This is a genomic window from Binatus sp. (SeqCode) (assembly GCF_050013435.1).
Classification (GTDB): domain Bacteria; phylum Desulfobacterota; class Binatia; order Binatales; family Binataceae; genus Binatus.
On the sequence record NZ_JBEKFG010000004.1, the window covers coordinates 21252 to 38643 of the forward strand.

Genomic DNA, 17392 nt, shown 5'->3' on the forward strand with positions numbered 1-17392 from the left:
GTCGATTTCCTTTGGCTCGATTTGATTTCGTCACATGGCACACGGCCCGACGCATAGGCGCGGTTTCTCCTGTGAGAATAACCGAGCGGCCGTCGCGCTCCCGCGCGTCGAAAAATGCGCTGCATGACGTGCGCGCGCGTAATCTGTTTGGTCAGCACCTTCGCCGAACATCAATGATCGACTGACTTTTCGGACTCGATGAGTGGCCTCGGCTATGAGCGCGATCCAAAATTCGGCAAAATTATACTTGCCGTAGCAAGAGCAGGGCGCTAGCACGAGTTGCCGCCGAGGGATTCAGCCCGGGAAAGCTTTGGAGCCTCTGGGATATGATAACCGCAAACGTTGGGGAGCTTTTCGAGTCATTTAATGTCCTGTCTTCGTTCGCGCAAATATTTATCCTATTTTTAATGGCGTCGACGCCTGATCAATAGCGTGGACGCACGGTCTACCGGCAGTTTGCACTCCCTACTCGGCGACTATCCGGGCCTTCCGCCCGCACCAAAGTGGGGAAGGATTGGGCGTGATGCGGTCTCGTGATCCAGGTTATCGATCAGGCTCTATCCGTCGACGCCCGGGAGTGGAATCTGCGGCGCTTCGACATGCAGACCATATGAGAGCCAGGTCCAGAACAGCACCAAACCGTCTTGGCTCGCGGCCGTGCGCGGGTAGGTCAGCAAAAGCGGATTGCCGGCCAAGTCGGTTCCCGCCATCCACAGATAGGTTAGGACGCTTCTGTCTGGCTGGTTCGGGAAGTTCGGCGGCGCCAGCGGAAATTCTGGTGTCAGCGGGAATTGCGCCGAGTCGCCCTGCTGGGAATCGCCGTAGGCGCAGTCATACATCAAGGCGAGCCCGAACGGCGCCAAGGGCAGGACGCCATTGGCCTGAGGCCGCTCCAGGATGAACTCGGCCGTGCGGCCGGTGAACCCCTGGCTGCTCAGACCGCCCAGGGTCACAGCAGCCGCGGGAAGCGTGAACATCTGCATTTGTCCGGTCGCTTGGTTGCCGAACACGAACCACACGAAAGTGTTGCCGTTGCCGAGCCCGCCCCAGGTGCCATCGCCCGGCCCCGCAGCGAAATGGGTCTCGCCGTACTCGTCGGCGACGAAAATATCGAGGCTGATGGTGTCCTCGGGCGAGACCGGGAAGTTTGGAAGCGACCAAGCCGCGAAGGGCAGGCTCTCGATCCACGTGTAGTAGGTGGAAAAGCTGAACGGTACTTCGACGGCGTCGGCGAAGTCGCCCGTGTTTTCATCATTAGGACCCTCGATGATCGTCCAGCTCGACCAGCATTGGGAATTGGTCCCTGCTTGGTAAAGATCATTGCCGCTGGCGTCCAAGCCCAGCCACATCGCCGCTTCGGCTCGGTTTGGCGCGGTGGGTTGATAAAAGACCATCGGCACGGGCCATTGCGCCTGGATATAGTAGAACTGCTTTGCCGGATTGGTCAGCTGGGCGCCGCTCCATATGCCGGAGTTTGCGATGCCGAAGTTTGCCGGGCCGCCGTCCGGAAAGACCGGCTTTTGCTGGACCTCTTCCAGTCGTAGCGTTTGGCCCTCCGGGATTGAGGGGCCTCGCTCGCGCACAACCTTCCGAGGGGGCGCAAGCACGAAATCGCGGGAGACGGCGCGAAGCCATCGTGCGTGACGTCGCGGAGATCGCGTCGGGTCGGGCCGCGGCGGATAGCCTCGAGCGATCAACTCCGAATTGGGGAGGGCCAGGTCAGCGCCGGTCAGCGCGGGGATCTTCCGCCCGACCGGCTCCCGCTTGGGCGCCGCGGTGGGCGGCGACGAAGGATCGCACGTGAGAAGCACCGTATGAGCTTCCACGGCGCCGTCTTCGTCGATGCAAGTGAGCCCCAGTTTGATCGGCCGCACGCCTGGCGGCAGGCGAGTATGAAACCGCACGATTCCAGCGTCGTCCGCGTCGAGCCGGAACTCCCGATCAGGCGCCCCTGGTTCATGCAGATAGCAGGTGGATCTGGCGCGCACCTGGAGCGAAACGGTCGTCTCCACGTGCGGGGAGAGGTTGTAGTCGAAGCGTTTTCCCGGCGAATGAGTTGTGGGCTCTGACATGCGGTCCCTCCCTTGTGGTTGCGGAATCGGGGCTAACACCCCCGGTCGACCCGAACTCCACAATTAGTGAACGCGAGACTAGCGGCGATACGAGCGTGCTTCAACCGTCGAGCCGACGTCGCCCCCGCCGAACAGCTCGCGCCATCCCTTGCGCCGCCGCGCCCCGGGCAATCGCGCGCCCAGACGCTGCAGGTGCAGCTCGAGAATTTGCTTGAGTTCGTCGTTGAGCCGCTCGATTTCGATTTCCTCGGGCATCTTGGGCCGCGGCTGCCCTTCGGTAATTGCGCCGCGGCGCCGGCCGTAAAGCTGCTGCAAGCGCAACTCCGCCTTCGCGAACATCGCTTTGTACTTGTAGTCGAGCCGGCTGAGCGCGTCGGTCATCGCCGCCAGCGTCACGAACCTGCGCCGCATCCGCCACCATTCGAACAGCGTCAGCAGCGTCGCGCCGAGCATGAACAGCGCAAAGAATCCCAGGCTGATGGCGGTTGCACGCCACCACGGCAGCAGCTTGGCGCCAAGCTGCAAGTCCTGGTTGTCGCCGGTCAGCTCCTGGACCTGCGCCTGCAGCGATTTGACCTGCTCCTGCGCCGAATCGGCCTTCTGCTCCGCGGTTTGCTGCTGCGCGCTCAACGTCTCGATCTGTGACTTGAGCGTATTGACCTCGGTGGTGAAAGGATGCGGAACCTTCAACACCTCGTCCACCTGCAGTTCCTCGTCAGGATGAATCCGGTTGGCGTGGGCGAGTTCATCGGCGGTGATCCCGAACATCTGCGCAATTGCGCCGACCGAATCGCCCGGGCGAACCGTGTAAGGAATGATGTTCGCGGGATGACTCGGCTTGACGACGGGGCTTGCCGCCGATTGGTCGGCGGGCTGCTGCGTGTCGCGAGCCTCAGACGGTTCGGCCTCGCTCGGCGGACTCACGACTCGCGAGGGCGGCGCAGAGGGCGGAATCGTGCTCTCGTTGAAATCGGATTGAGCGAACGCAAGTCCACCGCCGGCAACGACAAACGTCGCCGCGAGGGCCAGTCTGGATAAAGTCGAACTGAACCGTCGCGCGCTCATGATGGATCCTTTGCCTGCCAACCCATTCCAGTATCCATCAGATCCCGCCAAGGGTCTAGGATGCGCCAAACATGCTACGATCGCGTCGCTGGATGCAGCGCCGCGTAGGCAGCCCCCCCCACACCGCCTCGCGGACCCAGTGCCGCACGCACGATCTTCGCCTGCGATACGATCGCCGTGAAGGCCCGCTCGCGCACCTGCGCCATCATGGCTTTGCGCATGTATGGCATCGCGCCGGCGACGCCACCCCCGATCACAACCAGCTCGGGATTGAATATGTCAAGAAAAGACGCAATCGCAATTCCGAGGTAATGGCCGGCCGTGGCGAACGCCTCGAGCGCGAGTCTGTCGCCGCCGCGAGCCTGGGCCGACAGTCCGCGCACCGAGAAATTTCCTTCCGAATCGACGATTTGCGCGGGCAACGGCGCACCCGGCGACAGTCCCAGGCGCTGTTCGACCAGGCCGCGCAGCCCCGACGCCGATGCGTATGACTCAAGGCATCCGTTCGCTCCGCAGTCGCATCGCGGACCGTCCGGATTGACCGTGACATGCCCCAATTCGCCCGCCATCCCGCTTCGCCCGTGAACCAGTTTGCCGCCGACGATCAGTCCGCCACCGACTCCGGTGCCGAGCGTCAGCAGCACGACGTCGCGCCGCCCGCGCGCCGCGCCGCGCCAGCATTCGCCGAGCGCCCACGCGTTGGCGTCGTTCTCGACGACGACGTTGCGGCCGATCAGCGCTTCGAGCTTGCGACGCAGCGGGTATGCGCGCCATGCGGCGACGTGCGGCGCCTGCATCACGGTTCCCGAGTACACGTTCAGCGGTCCGGGCACCGCGACTCCGATCGCTCGCGGCGATCCAAGTCCGCGCCGGCGCGCGGTGTCCAATAGATGAGTGAGCTGCGCGGCGATATTTTCAGCGACGGCTGCGGCGTGGCGCGATGCGTGCGAAGGCCCGTGCTCCATCAGGATCACATCGCCGCCACTGGCAGACACGGCTGCGCACCGGATATTGGTGCCACCCATATCCAACCCGACCGCCCATGCGCGCGTCATTTTCCGGATTGGCCGGGGAATTTCATCAGCGCGAGATATTCGCGATTTCCGGCCGCGCCTTCAATCGGCGATTCGATTGTGCCGACCACGTCGAGGCCGATACTCTCCGCGAACCCGACGATTCCCGCGACCGCTTCGCGCCGGAGTTTTTCGTCCCTGACGATGCCGCCCTTGCCGACCTTGCCCTTGCCGACTTCGAACTGCGGCTTGATCAGCGCGACGATCTCGGCGCGCGGCGCGACCAGCACCAGTACCGCCGGAATCACCAGCCGCAGTGAGATAAAACTGGTGTCGATCGTCACCAGCTCGGGCGCGTGGGGCAAGTCGTCGGGCGAAGCGAGCCGGATGTTCATGCGATCGAGCACGGTGACGCGTGGATCCTCGCGCAGCTTCAGCGCCAGCTGCCCGTAGCCGACATCCATCGCGATCACGGCCTTGGCGCCGCGGCGCAGCAGCACGTCGGTAAAGCCGCCGGTCGATGCGCCCACGTCCATCGTGAGCTTGCCATCGACCGAGATGCCGAAATGCTCGAGCGCGGCGATCAGCTTGTACGCTCCGCGCGAGGCGAACTGCGGCGCACCGGCCATGAGCGCGATGGGAGTTTCAGAATCGACCTTGAGGTCGGCTTTGTAGGCGGGCCGCGAGTTGACGCGCACGCGCCCGGCCATTATCAGGCGCTGGGCGAGTTCGCGGCTGTCGGCCAGACCGCGGCGGGCCATTTCGGCGTCGAGCCTGAAGCGGACCAGCGGCGCCGCAGCGCGCCGCGGCTTGGGCTTGGGCTTGGCGCCGGGACCATTGCTAGAAGGGTGTTTCGTCGTCGTCCTTTGCGCCGGCGTGGTGCTCGTCCTCAGACGATGCTTCAAAGGGCGCCGTGCGCAGTTCGCCGCCGGCGCTCCGCGTTAGCAGTTCGACCTTGCGCTCGACTTCGTCGAGTTTCCCATTGAGCGCCTTCACCAGCATGACGCCGCGTTCGAAGGCTCCGATAGATTCTTCGAGCGTAAGCTCACCCGAATCGACCTGGTTGACGATCGTTTCAAGATCCTTGAGCTCGTCCTCGAATTTTTTCGTTTTTGCGACCATCGTTCAGCAACCAAACTCTAAATTGTCCGGCCGGTCGCGCGCGCGCTCAGCCGTCCCCTGGCCAGCCTGATATCGAGCTCATCGTCCAGCTTTACCGTGGCCGCGTCGAGCACCGCGCGTGAATTGGCCTTATTGATCACCACGGCGTAGCCGCGGTCGAGAACTTTCAGCGGCGACAAAGCGTCGAGCCTGCCCGCCATCGCGCCGAGCTGGCGCCGCCGGCCTTCGAGCGCCGACACAGTGCCATGAACCAGACTGTTGCCGAGCCGGGAAGCCGCAAGGCGCATCTCGCGCACCATCGCATCGGGACTGCGAAGCCGCAGCCGCAATTCGCGGACGGTGCGCCGGCGCTCCGCGATTCGCGAAGACACCGCGTCCGACAGTTCGCCCTCGATCCCGGCAACGCGTTCGCGCGCCCCGGCGATAGCGACGCCGGGATGACGTATCCGCGCCGCCAGATCGTCGATCGATTCGCGCCGGCCCGACAGTTCGCGTTGCATCACGCCGGCGAGCGACGCGCCCAGCGATGCGACCCGCTCGGTCAACTCTGGCTGGCTGGGCACCACCATCTGCGCGGCCGCAGTGGGAGTGGGCGCGCGCAGGTCGGCGACGAAATCGGCGATCGTATAGTCCACTTCGTGGCCTACGGCGGAAATTACCGGGATCGCCGACTGGAAAATCGCCCGCGCGACGATCTCTTCGTTGAACGCCCACAAATCTTCGAGCGAGCCGCCGCCGCGTCCAACGATCAGCACCTCGGCGCGGCCGTCGCGATTGAGATCGGCGATCGCATCGGCGATCTCCTGGGCGGCGCCGTCGCCCTGCACCTTGGCGGGCCTGAAAATCACCTGCAGGTTCGGGAATCGATCGAACAGGATGCGCAACATGTCGCGCAGTCCCGCGCCGCCGCGCGCCGTCACGATTCCGATCCCGTGCGGCAGGTACGGCATCGCGCGTTTGCGCGCCCGATCGAACAGTCCTTCGGCCTCGAGGCGCCGCTTCAACTGCTCGAAGGCGACCTGCAACGCGCCGACGCCGCGCGGCTCCATTTCCTCGGCATAAAGCTGCAACGCGCCGCGCTGTTCGAAGATTTGCACCCGTCCGCGAACAATCACTTCCATCCCGTCGGCGGCTTTGAACCGCATCCGGTTGAACGCCGACTTGAACATCACGACGTTGATCGCGCTGCGGGAGTCCTTGAGCGTGAAGTAAAAATGATTGGACGGGGCCAGCCGCGCGTTCGAGATCTCGCCGACCACCCAGCGCTCGCCGAGATTGGCGTCAAGCGCGTCGCGCACCATCCGCACCAGGTCCGATACGCTGATCGGGCCCGAGCGGCGGCTGCGGATCGAAAGATCGAGCTGCCCGTTCATTGCCGTTTAGCTTATCAGAACCAATCGGCAGGCACCTACCTGGCGCATTAGATGAGCTTTTCTACGATTGCCCGCGCCAGGGGCTCGCGATGGCGCATCCGGCCCAGATAGGGAGCCTTGGCGATTCGCATCAGCGACGCCTCGTTGGCCTCGGTCTCTGATGAGGCGGCGGGATCGCAATCGCAAAGGATGCAGCCTGCGACTTTGAGTCCCCGGCTCTCGCAGCGCTGAATCGTGAGCATCGTGGCGTCCACGCATCCGGAGCGGTTGCCTGCCACCACGATAACTTCGAGGCCGAGCATCGCGGCCAGATCGGCGAAATCGCTGTCGCAGGTAATCGGCGCAGTGATTGCGCCCGCGCTTTCGACGAGCACGACGTCGTTATCCGCGCCGATCTCGCCAAAGCATCGCGCGATATTCTCAAGGTCGGGTGGCGGCAGTCGATCGATGGCGGCCGCATCGGCGGGTGCAAGCGTCGAGCGATAGCGATACGGGCAAATCAACTCGAGCGGCGCAACGGAACCAACTGCCAGCGCCAACGCATCCGCATCCCTGGGCGCCAGCGCGCCGTCAATTTCCGCGCATCCGGTTTCTACCGGCTTCATTACGCCCACGCGCATCCCACGCGCTCGCAATGCGAATCCCAGCGCGCATCCGACAGTGATCTTGCCCACGCCAGCGCCGGTACCAGTGATGAGGAATCGATGTCGGTGTCCCACGCGCGATCGCCCAGACCATTGAGGCTACCATCAAACCGATGCCCGCGTGAAAAAAAACGCGCCGGACATCAAGATGCCCGGCGCGTTGCGATCAATTTTTTTGCCGTCGGGCTAGTCGCCCTTGGATTTGGCGGTGTCGCCCTCTGCCGTGGATACCGCCGGCTGCGACTCGCCCTTGGCAAGCTGGAGCTTGAACGTGTTCCAATGCTTGAGGATGTCGACCGCGCGATCGAGTTGCACGTCCTTTTCCTCTTTGGCCTTGGCGCCCTTCGCGCCTGGTCCCTTGTCGCCCTTTTCGCTCCCGGGGGCAGGAGCCGCGCTCCCGCCATTGGCCGGATTCTTGTCGTTTTTCTTCTGCCCGTTCTGGAAATGATGGGGCAGATCAGACTCGTGGATTTCCGGGTTTTCGTCGAACTCGGCGCCCTGCTGGGTTAGCGATGCGATCGTTTCCTTGGGCAGCTCGACATCGACGTCGGGTGTAATTCCCACTGCCTGAATGGAGCGGCCGGTGGGAGTGTAGTAGCGCGCCGTGGTCAGCCGCAGCGCGGAATGGTCGTCGAGCGGCAGAATCGTCTGCACCGAGCCCTTGCCGAAGGTCTGGGTGCCGAGAATGACGGCGCGCTTCTGATCCTGCAAAGCGCCGGCGACGATCTCGCTGGCGCTGGCGCTGCCGCCGTTGACCAGCACCACCATCGGATAGTCGGCGAAATCCTTCTTCTTGTGCGAGAAGTATTTCTGCTGCTGATTTTCCTCGCGCCCCTGCGTGTAAACGATCAGGCCGCCGTCGAGAAAATCGTCCGAAACCTTTACCGCCTGGTTCAGCAATCCGCCCGGATTGTCGCGCAGGTCGAACACGATTCCTTTGAGCTTGCCGTGCTCCTTCGCTTCGAACTCGTCAATTGCTTTTTCGACGCCCTCGCCCGTGTTCTCCTGGAAGGTGGTGACGCGGATGTATCCGTAGCCGCCGTCAAGCATCTTCGACTTGACCGACTGAATCTTGATGACGTCGCGCGCGAGCGTCACCGTGAACAGCTCGGGCACGTTGTTGCGATGCAGCGTCAGCTTGATCTTGCTGCCCTTGGGCCCGCGCATCCGCTTGACCGCCTCGGTCAGCGACATGTCCTTGGTGAAGTCGTCGTCGATCTTGATGATCTGGTCGCCGGCCTTGAGTCCGGCGCGATACGCCGGCGTGTCCTCGATCGGCGCAACTACGGTGAGCGCGCCGTTCTTGATGGTTATTTCGATTCCGAGTCCGCCGAAGCTGCCGCGCGTCTCGACTTCGAGATCGCGGTACAGGTCGGGCGTCAGGTAGGCGCTATGCGGGTCGAGCGACGCCAGCATCCCGCTGATTGCGCCGTCGATCAGTTTTTTGGTCGATACCGGTTCGACGTAGTTTTTCTGCACGATTGCGAGCACGCTCGCGAACGTGTCGAGCTCCTGGTAGGTGTCGTTGGAGAGCGCCTGGGCTCGGCGCACGGCGACCTCCTGCAGCACAAGGAAACAGGCAACCAGGGAAACCGCCAGCGTGATGGACCATCGATGTCTTTTGATCATGGACATTTAATTAGTGTCGCTCGGGACTCGTGATTGTGAGTTTGTACATTTAATTTAAGCAGATGCGCTGCTCTAATGCATACGCCCGCGGCACCCCCCTCGTTACCGATATAATAGCATCTTTACCCCTGCTTTGAGTCGAGGAGTTGCTGCAAGGCGTCCTTGACATCCGGCCGCGACCAGTCGAATCCGCCCATATGGTGCGCGACAATCTGGCCCTTGCGATCGATTATGAAAGTCTCGGGCACCCCGCTCACCTCGTACGTCTCGCTGATCTTATTTTCGGGGTCGAGCAGTATTGTGAAATGGTACCCGTTCTTCTTGACATAGGACGCCACCACGTCGCGCCCTCCGGTGTCCTGGCTGGCCGCGAGCATCACGAAGTCCTTGTTGCCCTTGAAATCGTCGTACAGCGTCTGCATCGAGGGCATTTCTTCCCGGCACGGTCCGCACCACGTCGCCCATACGTTGAGAAATACGACTTTGCCGCGCAGCGATTCGAGCGAGACAGTTGTTCCGTCGAGCGTCTCGAGCTTGAAATCGGCCGCTCGACTGCCGGCCGCCACCGTCGTCCTGGACTGCTCGGCCGTTTCGGGCGAAATCGAATCGATGCGTGCGCCGCGATGCCCGCTCAGCGCGACGAGCGTAATGCCGGTCATCACGACGATGGCGGCGACGACGTAGAGGACTTTGTCCTTGATCTCCATCGCGCTCAGGCCCGCGCCGCGTTCATGGCAGGAGGCTGGTTTTTTTCGCCGGGCTGCTGGCCGCCTTCCGCCTGGTCTTTTTCCCTGGTGAGAATCAGCGCGACGCCGCCGAGGACCATCATCGCGAACGCAATCAGCTGCGCCTCACTGAGACCATGGAAGACCCGCGGATTGATTCGCACGAACTCGACGAGAAAGCGGGCGGCGCCCGCCAACAGCAGGTACCAATACATCAGCCGGCCAACCGGATGATACGTTTTGCGCATCGACCACAATATCGCGAACACGCCGAGATACAGAATCGTTTCGTAAACCGGTGCGGGATGCACGCGGACGCCGGGGAAGAAGCCGGAAACGAGACGGTAATGCTCGTCCAGTTTCAGCACGGTCTCGGAGTTCCAGCCGACGATCGCGCGCGGATAAGCCATCGCCCACGGCATCGTGGACGGCAGCCCCCAGTCGCCGTCGCCCGCAAGCTGGCATCCGATTCGCCCGATTGCCTGCCCGACGGCCATAGCAAGCGCGCACATGTCCATCGTTACGGCGAATCCGATTCGATACCACCGCGACACGAAGTAAGCGCCGAGGATTCCACCGATCAAGCCGCCGTAAAACACGAATCCCGAGCCCGAGAAGATCATCGACTTGGGATCGGCCAGGTAGGTGGGCAGATCGTCGAGGATCGCGTAGATGCGCGAACCGACCAGCCCCGCCACGGCTCCGGTGATCACGATCGAGGAGGAATATTCGGGATCGAGGCCGCGGCGGATGCATTCGAGGCGGATAACGAAGTCGGCCGCCAGGAATCCAAGCGCCATCATCAGCCCGAAGCTGTAAACGGTCAGCGGGCCCAGGTGGAACAAGACAGGAATCATTGTGGCTCGAATTATAGTACGCGACCGCCGGCCCAGACCACAAAGGCTTTCGCCTTGCAGCGATCACTATTATATGACGCCAGTATGCGGGCAGTTGTTCAACGCGTCAGCCGCGCGGAGGTGCGCGCCAACGGGCGCATCCTGGGCAAAATTGCGCGTGGATTCGTCGTGCTGCTGGGAGTCGCCGGCGGCGACAGCGAGGCCGACGCGGCGCATCTGGTAGATAGAATCGCCGGCATGCGCGTATTCGCCGACGACGCCGGCAAGATGAACCGCTCGTTGGGCCAAGCCGGTGGCGCAATCCTGGTCGTGTCGCAATTCACGTTGCTCGCCGACACGAATTCAGGCCGCCGGCCGTCGTTCACTGGAGCAGCCGCGCCCGACGAAGCGCGCCGCCTCTACGAGCACTTTCTCTCGCTCGCGCGGATGCGCGGTGTTAAGGTTGAGAACGGTGAGTTCGGTGCGACGATGGAAGTGGAAATCATCAATGACGGCCCGGTGACGATCATCCTCGACAGTCGTGAAAAGTGAAGATTGAAGGACTGGAGAAGTAGGTTACGATGCCGCGAGCGGGATTCTATACCGCCGAATCGGGGAAGATCTCGTTTCGGCGCGACGGCAACTGGTACAGCGACGACGAGCGGATCGACAACCCGCGTATCTCGCTGCTCTTCAGCCGGAGCATCAAGCGCAATCCCGACGGCAGTTACTATCTGCAAGTCGCTGAAGAACGCGCGCCGATCACGGTCGAGGACACGCCCTACGTAGTCAAGGCGCTCGAAGACGACGAGCTGGGCGGATTCGTGATCGTGCTGAACGACGAAAGCTGCGAGCCGCTCGATCCCACCGCGCTGGAGATCGGCGCCGGCCACGTTCTCTACGCGCGCGTCAAGGGCGGCGATGCGCGCGCCCGCTTCCTTCGCTCCGCCTACTACCATCTCAGTGACCGCTTCGAATCCGACGACGCCGGACGTTTCTACGTCAATCTCAGGGGCTATCGGTATCCCCTCAATAGCGCGCCAGCGCCGGGCGACTGATGCACCTGGCCGAGCCGAATCTACACATCGTTTTGGTTCGCCCCGAGATCCCGCAGAACACGGGATCGATCGCGCGTCTGGCCGCTGCGATCAGGGCCCGGCTGCACCTGGTGGGCCCGCTCGGATTCTCGCTCGAGGATCGCTATCTCAAGCGCGCGGGCCTCGATTACTGGCCGCTGGTGGATTTGCGCACGTATGAAGGATGGGAGCAGTTTGCCGCGACGCATGGCGATTTGCCGGAATCGAAGACGAAATTTTTCTCGACTCACGCCGGCGCGACGTATCTCGATGCGCACTATGCGCGCGGCGATTTTCTTTTCTTCGGCTGCGAGACGGCGGGCCTGGGCCGCGATTTCGTGCTTGAAAGAATTGACCGTGCGTACCGGATTCCAATCTTCGAGGCGGGCGTCCGCAGCCTCAATCTCTCCAACGCGGTGTCGATCGTGGTTTATGAAGCGCTGCGCCAGAGCGGCGCGCTCAATGCTTCTTGACGGCGCAACTGCCGCAGCCCGTGCTGCAGCCGCCCTTCTCGCCGCCGTCGGCGGGCGGCGCGCCGAAATAATAACCCGCCTGCTCGAGTTCGCCGGGCGAGACCCACTTGAGATGGTCGGCGACGGCGGTATCGCAATGCACACAGACGCGGCGTTCGGCGCCATCGTCATCGAGCGCGACGTAGGTCAGCACCGGCTTGCCGCAAACCGCGCAATCCGCCATCGGGAATGACGCATCTCTAAGTGCGAGTAGAGGCGTGGGCATCGCGAACTAACCTAACATCATCGCGCGCAGTTGAGAAATCTGCGAGTTCACCCCTTCCACCCTCGCTCCTGAGATCGAGCACATCTCTCTTACCCCCTTACCCCTTCCTAACACGGACGAAGTCCCGCATCTTTTCTTAGTATCGGGTGCAGGGATCACCCCTGCCCAAGGAAGTGTGAAACCCACGGTGGGTTTCACATTCAATTGAGTTTATGGTCGGCGGTACGGCTCCCCCAGCGCGCTCGGCGCGGCCGCCTGTCCGCCAAAGCCTGCCAGTACCACCAGCGTCAGCGCATACGGGAGCGCGAGAAACAGTTGGTAGGGAACGACGGTGCCGAGCGCCTGCAATCCGAATTGCAACGCCATCGCGGCGCCGAACAGCACCGACGCAGCCGCCAGGCCCCACGAATTCCATCGCCCGACGATGACCACGGACAGCGCGACGAAGCCGCGGCCGGCCGAGATATTTTCGACGAACGTGTTGGCGTATGCGAGCGTCAGAAACGCGCCAGCCAGGCCGGTCAGCGCGCCAGACACGATCAGCGCCTGCCACCGGATGGCGATTACGCCGAGTCCGAGCGCGTCCGCCGCTTCGGGGCGCTCACCGCAAGCGCGAAGTCGCAGGCCATAGCGCGTGCGCGCGATCACGTACCAGAGCGTCGGCACGAGAATGAAGGTGAAGTAGACCAGTCCGTTGTGATCGAAGAGCACCGGACCGAGGAGCGGGATTCGCGCCAGCGCACCGAGCGGGATTTTCGCAATCGGCGCCACCATGAACGCCTTGCCGGTCACGCCGAACAGCTTGCGATAGAAGACGCCGGTCAATCCCAGCGCGAGGATGCTGACCGCGGTTCCAGTCACGACCTGGTTGACGGCGAGATTCACCACCAGCGTCGCAAAGATCGCATTGATCGCGACGCCCGCCGCGATCGCGCCCGCCAGACCCAGCGCGGTACTGCCGCTGAAATATGCGATCGCCAGCGCGACGAACGCGCCCGCCAGCATCGCGCCTTCGATGCCGATATTGATGACGCCACTTTCCTCGACGAGCAGCTCGCCCAGCGCGGCCAGCAGGATGGGCGTCGCCATGGTGATCGCCGAGGTGAGGAACGCTTCAAGCATCCGGCATCTCCGCAAGCGGCGCCGCCGCGGCCGCATCATGAGGCGCGCCGAAAATATTCTCGCGCAGTCCGCTCCAGGCCGGGGTGTCGAAGGCGAGGATGATCAAGATGACGAGGCCCTGGATAACCTGCACCAGCTCCGGCGAGACACCCTGGGTCCGCTGCATCGCCTGCGAGCCGTTGTCGAGCGCGCCGAACAGGATCGCGGCGGGAATGATGCCGAGTGGATTGAGGCGCGCCACCAATGCGACCGCGATCGCCTCGAAACCCCATCCGGGCGAGAGCTTCTCGTACAATCGATGCGAAATCGCGGAGATCTGCACCGCGCCGCCCAGCCCGGCCAGAGCGCCCGACAGTGCCATCACCCACAACGTGAGCGCCGGGATTCGGATGGCGAAGAATGTCGCGGCGCGACGGTTGCGGCCCATCGCGCGCAGCTCGAATCCGGCTCCGGTACGGAACAAAAGCAGGTAGCACGCCGCGGCGAGCGCGACTGCGAGGATCATGCCCAGGTTGATGCGGCTCGGCGCGAAGTAGAACTCGAGCTGCGCGGCGCGTGCGATTGGCGAGCTGGTCGGATACGCGCGCGACGGTTCCATCAGCGGACCATGCACGACCCAACTGAGCGCCTGCACGGCGACGAAGTTGAGCATGATCGTGCTGATAACTTCGTTTACGTCGCGCCGCGCGCGCAGCCATCCCGCCACGGCGCCCCAAACCGCGCCGCCAAGCGCGCCGGCGGCGAGAATGATCGCAATTGCGATCGCATGCGGAAAATTGCCGAGATGCGGACCGATCGCGCCGGCCGCGATCGCGCCGATCGTAAGCTGTCCGTCGGCGCCGATATTCCATAGCGCGCCCGAGAAAGCGAGCGAAACCGCAAGCCCGGTGAAGACCAGCGGTGTGGATTTCACAATGGTATCCGCGCACGCGTACCAGCTGCCGAACGCGCCTTCGCCAAGCGCCGCGAACACGCCGATGGGAGACGCGCCGAGCGCGGCGAGGACGATCGAGATGAGCGCGGCGGCGAGCGCCAGCGCCGCGAATGGTTTCGCAATCGAGGACAGCATCAGTCGCGCGCCCCGGCCATCAGCAGGCCCAGCCGCTCGGGATCGCGCTGGCCAGGGCTGGTCTCGCGGATTTTTCCGCGGCTGATAATCAACAGCCGCCCGCATATCGCGAGCAACTCGTCGAGGTCGCTCGAAATCAGAACCGCAGCGCCCCCACTGGGGGCGGATGCGAAGTCGAGAATCGCGCGATGGACGTCGGCGGTCGCGGCGAGGTCGAGGCCGCGGCAGATATTGTGCGCGACGATTACCCGCGGCCGCGACGCGATCGCGCGCGCCACTTCCAGGCGCTGGCGGTTGCCGCCCGAGAGCGCGCCGGCGAGCGTTTCGGGACCGGGCGCGCGAATCCGAAAACGATCGATGAGCTGGCGGCATAGATCGATCGCGCGCGAAACGTTCAACCATCCATGCGAAGTAACCTGCTCCCGGAGCGGACGCGCGAGAATCAGGTTTTCCCACAGCCGCATGTCGAGGATGAGTCCGTCGAGGTCGCGATTTTGCGGTATCACCGCCATCGCGCCCGACGAGCCGCCGTGCAGCGTGACTTTACCACTGCTCGGACGGCGCACGCCCGCGAGCACCTCGACGAGCTCGGTCTGGCCGTTGCCGTCAACGCCGGCAATTCCCACGATCTCGCCGGCGGCGACGCGAAACGAAAGCCGGTCGAGAATCCGCCGTCCGGTACGATCGTCGAGGGTCAGATTTTCGATTAGGAGCACGGGAGCGCCCGAAGGCGGCGGCGCCGCGGACGCAGCGGGCTGAGTCACGATTTCGCCAATCATAAGGCCGGCCAGTTGCGCCTCGCTGGTATCGGCCGGAGTGGTGCGGGCGACCACGCGGCCGCGGCGCAGCACGGTGATTCGATCGGCGACGGCAATTGCTTCGGCAAGCTTGTGGGTAATCATCACGACGATTCGGCCGTCGGCGCGCAGGCTGCGCAGCAAGTCCAGGAATGCGGCCAGTTCCGAAGGTGCGAGCACGCTGGTCGGTTCGTCGAGAATCAGGACCCGCGGATTGAAGCTGAGCGCGCGCAGCACTTCGAGCCGAACGCGCTCGGCAACCGAACGATTCTCGACGGTGGCGCCCGCCGGCGGCATTTCGAATCCGAGTTTCGCGGCGAGCGAGCGCGCACGCGCCGCGACTGCGTCGAGGTCGAGCGCGCCGGCGCCGGTGTCGAAGCCGCCCAAAGCGAGATTTTCCTCCCAGGTCATCCGCTCGAACAGCATCGGGCTCTGATGCACCGCCGCAATTCCGGCGGCCAGCGCCGCGCGCGGCGAGCCGGACTGCAGCCGCCGTCCATCGAGGACGGCTTCGCCATGGTCGGCGGCGAGCGAGCCGGCCAGGACATTCATCAAGGTAGTCTTGCCGGCGCCGTTTTCGCCGACCAGCGCGTGAATCTCGCCGGGGAGCGCTTCGAAATCGACGGCGTCGAGCGCGAGGGTACGGCCGAAGCGCCTGGTTATGGCATTGGCGCGGAGCACCTAGGCGGCGGTTGCGCCGTAATGGACGCGCACATATTCGAGCGCGGCTTCGCGGGTTTCGAGCGCGCCGTCGAGTTGATGGTCCTCGACGTCCTTCAAAATTTCCTTGAAGCGCGGCCCCGGGGTGAATCCCAGCTGCTTGAGGTCCTCGCCGCCGATTAAACGCGGCGGACGAATCTCGGCCGGGGTCATCGTCGTCATGGCGTGGCGGCAAAAATGCCAGTAGCCCAGGCAGGAGCTCGACGCCATCGCGTCCATGAACGCGACTTCCATCAATTCGTCAAACCCGTCTTCCGCGAGCATTCGCTTGAGCGTCGCCGGGCGCATCCGCGGCGCCATGCAGAGCTTGAGATGATTCTTCACCAGGTACGCGACCCGCTCCTGCACGGCGCGCGAGCGCTTGAGCCGCGCCATGATATTCGCCGCCACGACGGCGCCATCCTCGGTGTGCCCGTAGAACGTGACCTTGTCGCCGGCGACCGCACGGGATTGCGGCTTGGCGATGTCGTGCAGCAGGATGCCGAAGGCGACGGTCTCGGTGCATCCGGAGGCAAGCATCGCGACGCCGATTCGCGTGTGGGTGTACACGTCGCCCTCGGGATGGAAATTTTCGGGCTGCGCGCATCCGCGCATCGGGACGACTTCGGGCAGGATCAATTGCATCAGACCGCTGTCCATCATCAGGTCCATCGCGCGCGCGGCGGCGCCCTCGGTCATCATCATGACGATTTCTTCGCCGATTCGTTCGGCCGCAATTCCAATAATCGTCGGCGCGGCGCGTTTCATCGCGGCCCAGGTCGCGGGATCGATGCTGAAGTTCAGGCGCGCGGCGAAGCGGGCGGCGCGCAGGATGCGCAAATGATCCTCGTCGAAGCGGTCGTAAGGATTTCCGATCGCGCGGATGATTCCGGCGCGCAAATCGCGCATTCCGCCGACCAAATCGATCAGGCGATCGGCGATCGGATCGTAAAACATCCCGCCAATGGTGAAGTCGCGGCGGATTGCGTCTTCCTCGATCGCGCCGAAGCGCACCGAGGAGGGCCGGCGTCCGTCAGTATATTCGGCATCGGCGCGAAAGGTCGCGACTTCGATCGGCTTGAGGTCGTCGAGCACAACTCCGATCACGCCGAACTTCGCCCCGACCGCCACGGTGCGGTCGAACAGTTTCTGCACAACATTGGGACGCGCGTCGGTGGCAATGTCGTAATCCTTGGGCTCGACGCCAAGAATTCGATCGCGCACACATCCGCCGGCGAAAACGGCGCGAAAGCCGGAATCGATGAGACGGCGAACGATGTAGAGCGCCTTTTGTTCTATGTCGCTCATGGGCGACTCTCCGGCCGCACATTTTAGCAGGGGCCGGGCGCGGCATGAAGGAAGAATCACCTGCGCGGTGGCAGGGCTCAGCCCTGCACGGTCTGTTGGGACTT

The 17392-nt window shown here is 63.6% G+C and carries 18 protein-coding genes; 3 read left to right on the forward strand and 15 right to left on the reverse strand.

The window, feature by feature from the left end:
- Nucleotides 1-557: 557 nt before the first annotated feature.
- The 10 genes from ABSB13_RS01320 to ABSB13_RS01365 all read right to left on the reverse strand — a co-directional run bounded on the left by ABSB13_RS01320 (nt 558) and on the right by ABSB13_RS01365 (nt 10500).
- Nucleotides 558-2072, reverse strand: a complete 1515-nt coding sequence (locus ABSB13_RS01320) for a G1 family glutamic endopeptidase (protein ID WP_428104825.1) — start codon at nt 2070-2072, stop codon at nt 558-560.
- Nucleotides 2073-2150: 78 nt separating this feature from the next.
- A complete protein-coding gene (locus ABSB13_RS01325; protein ID WP_428104827.1) occupies nt 2151-3137 on the reverse strand; it encodes a LysM peptidoglycan-binding domain-containing protein in 987 nt (328 codons plus the stop codon).
- Nucleotides 3138-3211: 74 nt separating this feature from the next.
- Entirely contained in the window at nt 3212-4192 is a 981-nt protein-coding gene (locus ABSB13_RS01330; protein ID WP_428104829.1) for an ROK family protein, read from the reverse strand.
- Nucleotides 4189-4938 carry a TlyA family RNA methyltransferase gene (locus ABSB13_RS01335; protein WP_428104926.1) on the reverse strand — a complete coding sequence of 250 codons (750 nt, stop codon included), beginning with the start codon at nt 4936-4938 and terminating at the stop codon, nt 4189-4191. The genes ABSB13_RS01330 and ABSB13_RS01335 overlap by 4 nt, the downstream gene beginning before the upstream one ends.
- Before the next feature lie 52 nt (nt 4939-4990).
- The gene (locus ABSB13_RS01340; RefSeq protein WP_428104830.1) at nt 4991-5272 is read right to left on the reverse strand and encodes an exodeoxyribonuclease VII small subunit; all 282 of its coding nucleotides are present in this window, start codon (nt 5270-5272) and stop codon (nt 4991-4993) included.
- A 17-nt stretch (nt 5273-5289) separates the two neighbouring features.
- Nucleotides 5290-6645: an exodeoxyribonuclease VII large subunit gene (gene xseA, locus ABSB13_RS01345; protein ID WP_428104832.1), complete on the reverse strand. Its 1356-nt coding sequence runs from the start codon at nt 6643-6645 to the stop codon at nt 5290-5292.
- A gap of 47 nt (nt 6646-6692) precedes the next feature.
- Nucleotides 6693-7364: a dethiobiotin synthase gene (gene bioD, locus ABSB13_RS01350; RefSeq protein ID WP_428104834.1), complete on the reverse strand. Its 672-nt coding sequence runs from the start codon at nt 7362-7364 to the stop codon at nt 6693-6695.
- 111 nt (nt 7365-7475) lie between these two features.
- On the reverse strand, nt 7476-8918 hold the full coding sequence (locus tag ABSB13_RS01355) for a S41 family peptidase (protein WP_428104836.1): 1443 nt from the start codon (nt 8916-8918) through the stop codon (nt 7476-7478).
- Nucleotides 8919-9040: 122 nt separating this feature from the next.
- Entirely contained in the window at nt 9041-9625 is a 585-nt protein-coding gene (locus tag ABSB13_RS01360; RefSeq protein ID WP_428104838.1) for a TlpA disulfide reductase family protein, read from the reverse strand.
- Between the two features lie 5 nt (nt 9626-9630).
- Nucleotides 9631-10500 carry a prolipoprotein diacylglyceryl transferase gene (locus ABSB13_RS01365; protein ID WP_428104839.1) on the reverse strand — a complete coding sequence of 290 codons (870 nt, stop codon included), beginning with the start codon at nt 10498-10500 and terminating at the stop codon, nt 9631-9633.
- A gap of 84 nt (nt 10501-10584) precedes the next feature.
- Between ABSB13_RS01365 and dtd the strand changes: the two genes are divergently transcribed.
- The 3 genes from dtd to ABSB13_RS01380 are packed head-to-tail and all read left to right on the forward strand — an operon-like array spanning nt 10585 to nt 12028.
- Nucleotides 10585-11031 (forward strand): D-aminoacyl-tRNA deacylase, encoded by a 447-nt coding sequence (gene dtd / locus ABSB13_RS01370; protein WP_428104841.1) that lies wholly within the window; start codon nt 10585-10587, stop codon nt 11029-11031.
- 29 nt (nt 11032-11060) lie between these two features.
- Nucleotides 11061-11537, forward strand: coding sequence for a DUF1285 domain-containing protein (locus ABSB13_RS01375; RefSeq protein WP_428104843.1), 477 nt, complete (start codon nt 11061-11063; stop codon nt 11535-11537).
- Nucleotides 11537-12028, forward strand: a complete 492-nt coding sequence (locus ABSB13_RS01380) for a tRNA (cytidine(34)-2'-O)-methyltransferase (protein WP_428104845.1) — start codon at nt 11537-11539, stop codon at nt 12026-12028. Before ABSB13_RS01375 ends, ABSB13_RS01380 begins: the two co-directional genes overlap by 1 nt.
- Here the strand turns inward: ABSB13_RS01380 and ABSB13_RS01385 are convergent.
- The 5 genes from ABSB13_RS01385 to ABSB13_RS01405 all read right to left on the reverse strand — a co-directional run bounded on the left by ABSB13_RS01385 (nt 12015) and on the right by ABSB13_RS01405 (nt 17288).
- A complete protein-coding gene (locus ABSB13_RS01385; protein WP_428104847.1) occupies nt 12015-12251 on the reverse strand; it encodes a hypothetical protein in 237 nt (78 codons plus the stop codon). The two genes, ABSB13_RS01380 and ABSB13_RS01385, sit on opposite strands and share 14 nt — an antisense overlap.
- A gap of 252 nt (nt 12252-12503) precedes the next feature.
- The gene (locus ABSB13_RS01390; RefSeq protein WP_428104848.1) at nt 12504-13415 is read right to left on the reverse strand and encodes an ABC transporter permease; all 912 of its coding nucleotides are present in this window, start codon (nt 13413-13415) and stop codon (nt 12504-12506) included.
- Complete coding sequence (locus tag ABSB13_RS01395; RefSeq protein ID WP_428104850.1) at nt 13408-14484, reverse strand: ABC transporter permease; 1077 nt, start codon at nt 14482-14484, stop codon at nt 13408-13410. The genes ABSB13_RS01390 and ABSB13_RS01395 overlap by 8 nt, the downstream gene beginning before the upstream one ends.
- Entirely contained in the window at nt 14484-15962 is a 1479-nt protein-coding gene (locus ABSB13_RS01400) for an ABC transporter ATP-binding protein (protein WP_428104852.1), read from the reverse strand. The genes ABSB13_RS01395 and ABSB13_RS01400 overlap by 1 nt, the downstream gene beginning before the upstream one ends.
- A complete protein-coding gene (locus ABSB13_RS01405; RefSeq protein WP_428104854.1) occupies nt 15963-17288 on the reverse strand; it encodes a CCA tRNA nucleotidyltransferase in 1326 nt (441 codons plus the stop codon).
- Between the last annotated feature and the right edge of the window lie 104 nt (nt 17289-17392).